This window comes from Citrobacter sp. TBCS-14, from assembly GCF_005280805.1.
Lineage (GTDB): Bacteria > Pseudomonadota > Gammaproteobacteria > Enterobacterales > Enterobacteriaceae > Citrobacter > Citrobacter gillenii.
In genome coordinates, this window is record NZ_SZWM01001038.1 from 1 (window position 1) to 222 (window position 222).

A 222-nucleotide genomic window follows, 5' to 3' on the forward strand; every position below is an offset into this window, starting at 1 on the left:
AAATTGGTGACGGTAATGGTGGGCTGATTCATCAGATCGTCAGTGATCTGGCGATATTCCAGATAAGGATACAGAGGATAGTTCTTCAGCCCGGGCATCATCTGCTCTACGACATCCATCTGTCGGTTGTCCCAGGCCTGCTTAATTTGCGCATAGCGATTGCGCTGCTCATCCAGGGAATCCGCTCGCGCCACTTGACTGACCGTCAGCAGACATACGCTG

Annotated in this window: 1 pseudogene; it reads right to left on the reverse strand. The window is 52.3% G+C overall.

From position 1 onward, the window contains the following. Window positions 1-222: pseudogene (locus tag FDX22_RS23825) on the reverse strand (murein transglycosylase); the annotation flags it as partial.